Source organism: Enteroscipio rubneri (genome assembly GCF_002899715.1).
GTDB lineage: Bacteria > Actinomycetota > Coriobacteriia > Coriobacteriales > Eggerthellaceae > Enteroscipio > Enteroscipio rubneri.
This window is the reverse complement of record NZ_PPEK01000028.1, coordinates 1-5,449: the sequence shown is the minus strand read 5'-3', so window position 1 is coordinate 5,449 and position 5,449 is coordinate 1. Positions and strand designations below refer to the sequence as shown.

The following is a 5,449-nucleotide window of genomic DNA, read 5'->3' as shown; positions in this document are numbered from 1 at the left end:
TCGAAAAACTTTTCAAGTTTTCGAAAAAAGTTCTTGACAGGTTGGTTGCGGGAAGGTAATGTATCTCCTTGCGCGTTCGGCTCCGGCTGACGCGGCGGGACCCTTCGGGGGACCGCGGGAACCTTGAAAACCGGATACTGAGAAGCCAGAATGAATCGAAGCGAGACAAGAGCGGATGTCCGTTGTATCGGACCCCGGCCGTCCCGCCCGACCGACGAGGGAGGGCGCGAGGCGGCAAGAAACAAGCAGAGATCGAACGCGGGGGAGACCCCGCTTCCGTTTGAACGGAGAGTTTGATCCTGGCTCAGGATGAACGCTGGCGGCGTGCCTAACACATGCAAGTCGAACGATTAAACCGTCTTCGGACGGATATAGAGTGGCGAACGGGTGAGTAACACGTGACCAACCTGCCCCCTACTCCGGGACAACCTTGGGAAACCGAGGCTAATACCGGATGCTCCCTCCCCTCCGCATGGCGGGGAGGGGAAAGCCCAGACGGTAGGGGATGGGGTCGCGGCCCATCAGGTAGACGGCGGGGTAGCGGCCCACCGTGCTTTCGACGGGTAGCCGGGTTGAGAGACCGACCGGCCACATTGGGACTGAGATACGGCCCAGACTCCTACGGGAGGCAGCAGTGGGGAATTTTGCGCAATGGGGGAAACCCTGACGCAGCAACGCCGCGTGCGGGATGAAGGCTTTCGGGTCGTAAACCGCTTTCAGCAGGGAAGAAACCATGACGGTACCTGCAGAAGAAGCCCCGGCTAACTACGTGCCAGCAGCCGCGGTAATACGTAGGGGGCGAGCGTTATCCGGATTCATTGGGCGTAAAGCGCGCGTAGGCGGGCCTCTAAGCGGAACCTCTAACCCGAGGGCTCAACCCCCGGCCGGGTTCCGAACTGGAGGCCTCGAGTTCGGTAGAGGCAGGCGGAATTCCCGGTGTAGCGGTGGAATGCGCAGATATCGGGAAGAACACCGATGGCGAAGGCAGCCTGCTGGGCCGCAACTGACGCTGAGGCGCGAAAGCTAGGGGAGCGAACAGGATTAGATACCCTGGTAGTCCTAGCCGTAAACGATGGATACTAGGTGTGGGGGGATACTCCCTCCGTGCCGCAGCTAACGCATTAAGTATCCCGCCTGGGGAGTACGGCCGCAAGGCTAAAACTCAAAGGAATTGACGGGGGCCCGCACAAGCAGCGGAGCATGTGGCTTAATTCGAAGCAACGCGAAGAACCTTACCAGGGCTTGACATGCTAGTGAAGCCGGGGAGACCCGGTGGCCGAGAGGAGCTAGCGCAGGTGGTGCATGGCTGTCGTCAGCTCGTGTCGTGAGATGTTGGGTTAAGTCCCGCAACGAGCGCAACCCCTGTCCTGTGTTGCCAGCATTCAGTTGGGGACTCGCAGGAGACTGCCGGCGTCAAGCCGGAGGAAGGTGGGGACGATGTCAAGTCATCATGCCCCTTATGCCCTGGGCTGCACACGTGCTACAATGGCCGGCACAACGGGCCGCAACCTGGTGACAGGAAGCGAATCCCTTAAAGCCGGTCCCAGTTCGGATCGGAGGCTGCAACCCGCCTCCGTGAAGTCGGAGTTGCTAGTAATCGCGGATCAGCATGCCGCGGTGAATACGTTCCCGGGCCTTGTACACACCGCCCGTCACACCACCCGAGTCGTCTGCACCCGAAGCCGCCGGCCGAACCCTTTTAGGGGCGGAGGCGTCGAAGGTGTGGAGGGTAAGGGGGGTGAAGTCGTAACAAGGTAGCCGTACCGGAAGGTGCGGCTGGATCACCTCCTTTCTAGGGAGACACATACCGTGTCCGGAGGGGTCGAGCGAAGCTCCCCCGCCTGGAACAGAAGAATACGAATGATCGGCGTCCGAGTGCACGGCGTCCGCCCGCATCGATCCAGACAGGCTTTCTCAGCATCCGGCTTTCGGGGCTCCCGCCCCGCGCACCTTGACAGTTGCATAGCGTTATGACACGAAACGAAACGATGACGCTCGCCGAGGGGCTCGCGCCCCGAAGCGAGCGCGCATCTTTCACGATCGCGATAGCATCGATATGGATTACCCATCCAAAGCAAGAAGATTGATTGCGGAAGAAGATACCAAGGGCGCACGGCGGATGCCTTGGCACAGGAAGTCGACGAAGGACGCGGCAAGCTGCGATAAGCTTCGGGGAGGGGCAAACACCCTTTGATCCGAAGATTTCCGAATGGGGGAACCCGGCAGGGGTCATGCCCTGCCGCCCGCATCTGAATAAAATAGGATGCGCGGCGACAACCCGGGGAACTGAAACATCTAAGTACCCGGAGGAAGAGAAATCAACCGAGATTGCGCGAGTAGCGGCGAGCGAAAGCGCACCAGCCCAAACCCATGCACGTGTAAGCTTTAAGGGCGTTGCTGCATGCGGGGTTGTGGGACGGCTGCACCATGGGCCTTAAAACCATGGACGGAGTTACAAAGGGGTGCGGTAGCGGAACGGCCTGGGAAGGCCGGCGGAACAGGGTGAGAGCCCCGTACGCACAACCGCGCCCCCTCCGAAGCCTGATCCCGAGTAGCGCCGGGCACGTGAAACCCGGCGCGAAGCAGGGGGGACCACCCTCCAAGGCTGAACACTCTCCTGTGACCGATAGTGAACCAGTACCGTGAGGGAAAGGTGAAAAGCACCCCGAGAGGGGAGTGAAATAGCACCTGAAACCGTGCGCCTACAAGCAGTCGGAGCACTCATGCAGTGTGACGGCGTGCCTTTTGTAGAATGAGCCAGCGAGTTGCGGTATGCGGCGAGGTTAAGTTGTGAAACGAGCCGCAGTGAAAGCGAGCCTTTAAGATGGCGACATGAGTCGCATGCCGCAGACGCGAAGCCGGGTGAGCTATCCATGGGCAGGCTGAAGCGGGGGTAAGACCCCGTGGAGGGCCGAACCCACTTCGGTTGAAAACGGAGGGGATGACCCGTGGATAGGGGTGAAAGGCCAATCAAACCCGGAGATATCTCGTTCTCCCCGAAATAGCTTTAGGGCTAGCCTCGGACGTTCTCCGCCGGTGGTAGAGCACTGGATCCTCGAGGGGGCTTCACCGCCTACCGACAGGAACCAAACTCCGAATGCCGGTGGATCAGAGTCCGGGAGTCAGAGCATGTGGGCTAAGCTGTGTGCTCGAGAGGGAAACAGCCCAGACCGCCCGCTAAGGTCCCTAAATCCGTGCTGAGTGGCAAAGGATGTGCGTCTGCCCAGACAACCAGGATGTTGGCTTAGAAGCAGCCATGCATTTAAAGAGTGCGTAATAGCTCACTGGTCGAGTGGACATGCGCCGACAATACACGGGGCTAAGCACGGCACCGAAGCGGCGGACTGAATTTTCAGTGGTAGGGGAGCTTCCCGCGGGGGGCGAAGCGCAAGGGTGACCTTGCGTGGACCGCGCGGGAGTGAGAATGCTGGCATGAGTAACGAGAGCGGCGCGAGAAACGCCGCCGCCGCAAGCCTAAGGGTTCCTGGGCAAGGCTAATCCTCCCAGGGTCAGTCGGGAGCTAAGGCGAGGCCGAAAGGCGTAGCCGATGCACAACAGGCGGACATTCCTGTACCGCCGATGGACCGTCATACCGAAGGGGCGACGGAGAAGGGTAGCCGGGCGGGGTTCTGGACGTCCCCGTGAAAGCGTGTAGGGAGTCGCGCATGGAAATCAGCGCGGCATGCATCCTGAGACGCGAGACGAAGGCACTAGCTGAAGTCGGCGAGCCCATGCTTCCGAGAAAAACCTCTAGGAAGGGACATCGGCGCCCGTACCAAAACCGACACAGGTGGGCGGGTAGAGCATACCGAGGCGATCGGGAGAACCATGGTTAAGGAACTCGGCATACTGACTCCGTAACTTCGGGAGAAGGAGTGCCCCTGCGGGTGAAGGACTTCGCGTCTGGAGCGTGCGGGGGTCGCAGCGAAACGGCCCAAGCGACTGTTTATCAAAAACACAGGACTCTGCTAAGTCGCAAGACGACGTATAGGGTCTGACGCCTGCCCGGTGCTGGAAGGTTACGTGGATGGGTTAGCGCAAGCGAAGCTCTGAAACTAAGCCCCAGTAAACGGCGGCCGTAACTATAACGGTCCTAAGGTAGCGAAATTCCTTGTCGGGTAAGTTCCGACCTGCACGAATGGCGTAACGATTTGGGCGCTGTCTCAACCATGGACCCGGTGAAATTGTATTATTCGTGAAGATGCGAATTACCTGCGGAAGGACGGAAAGACCCCGTGAACCTTCACTGCAGCTTGGCATTGGTCGTTGGCTCGGCGCGTAGAGGATAGGCAGGAGGCTTTGAAGCGGGGACGCCAGTTCCCGTGGAGCCGACCTTGGAATACTGCCCTCGTCGTTCCGGCGACCTAACCCGAGGCCGCGATCCGGCTCGGGGACCGTGCCAGGCGGGTAGTTTGACTGGGGCGGTCGCCTCCTAAAATGTAACGGAGGCGCGCAAAGGTCCGCTCAGGACGGTCGGCAACCGTCCCGAGAGCGCAAGAGTGCAAGCGGGCTTGACTGCGAGGCAGACACGCCGAGCAGGTGCGAAAGCAGGTTCTAGTGATCCGGCGGCCCAATGTGGGATGGCCGTCGCTCAACGGATAAAAGGTACTCCGGGGATAACAGGCTGATCTTGCCCAAGAGTCCACATCGACGGCAAGGTTTGGCACCTCGATGTCGGCTCATCGCATCCTGGGGCTGAAGTCAGTCCCAAGGGTATGGCTGTTCGCCATTTAAAGCGGTACGCGAGCTGGGTTCAGAACGTCGTGAGACAGTTCGGTCCCTATCCTCCGCAGGCGTAAGAGAATTGAGGAGATCTGCCCCTAGTACGAGAGGACCGGGGTGGACGGACCTCTGGTGCAGCAGTTGTCGACCAACGGCACGGCTGCCTAGCTACGTTCGGCACGGATAACCGCTGAAAGCATCTAAGTGGGAAGCCGTCTCCAAGATGAGTTCTCTTTTCGGTAAGGGCCCTTATAGACTATGAGGTCGATAGGCCGCAGGTGTAAGGCGTGCGAGCGCCTCAGCCGAGCGGTACTAATAGCCCGAGCTCTTCTTCCAGTATGCATCATTCTTCGAGGCTGTATCGAGCTTCGCGATCGATCGTGTCGAGCGCTGTGCAACCGCCAGGGTGGCGCGGAGGCGCCGCACCGGGCGGCTCTTATACAGGAGCCGCGGGGGAGCGCCCCCCGCGAGCGCGACCATGGAGGCGGGGATCACCCGGTCCCATTCCGAACCCGGAAGTTAAGCCCGCCATCGCCGAGAGTACTGCAGCGTCAGGCTGCGGGAGGGTAGGGCGTCGCGCTCGCGGAGGGCGCTTTTCGCTATTCCGTGCCGCGCATCGTGCGCGGCCGACGAGCCGGAGGGTCCCGAGAGGGGCCCTTTTCTCGTTTTCGGGCACGGAGGCGCGCTGCCATCCGCATCGCCGAACGGCTATCTTCGGCGGCAGGGC

Annotated in this window: 3 rRNA genes; all 3 read left to right on the top strand. The window is 60.5% G+C overall.

What is annotated here, in order from left to right:
* The first annotated feature begins 281 nt into the window (after positions 1 to 281).
* The 3 genes from C2L71_RS11735 to rrf all read left to right on the top strand — a co-directional run bounded on the left by C2L71_RS11735 (position 282) and on the right by rrf (position 5,305).
* Positions 282 to 1,792 (top strand): 16S ribosomal RNA (locus tag C2L71_RS11735).
* 300 nt (positions 1,793 to 2,092) lie between these two features.
* A 23S ribosomal RNA gene (locus C2L71_RS11730) occupies positions 2,093 to 5,058 on the top strand.
* A gap of 132 nt (positions 5,059 to 5,190) precedes the next feature.
* Positions 5,191 to 5,305 (top strand): 5S ribosomal RNA (gene rrf, locus C2L71_RS11725).
* Together the 16S, 23S and 5S rRNA genes form the textbook arrangement of a ribosomal RNA operon.
* Positions 5,306 to 5,449 lie beyond the last annotated feature (144 nt).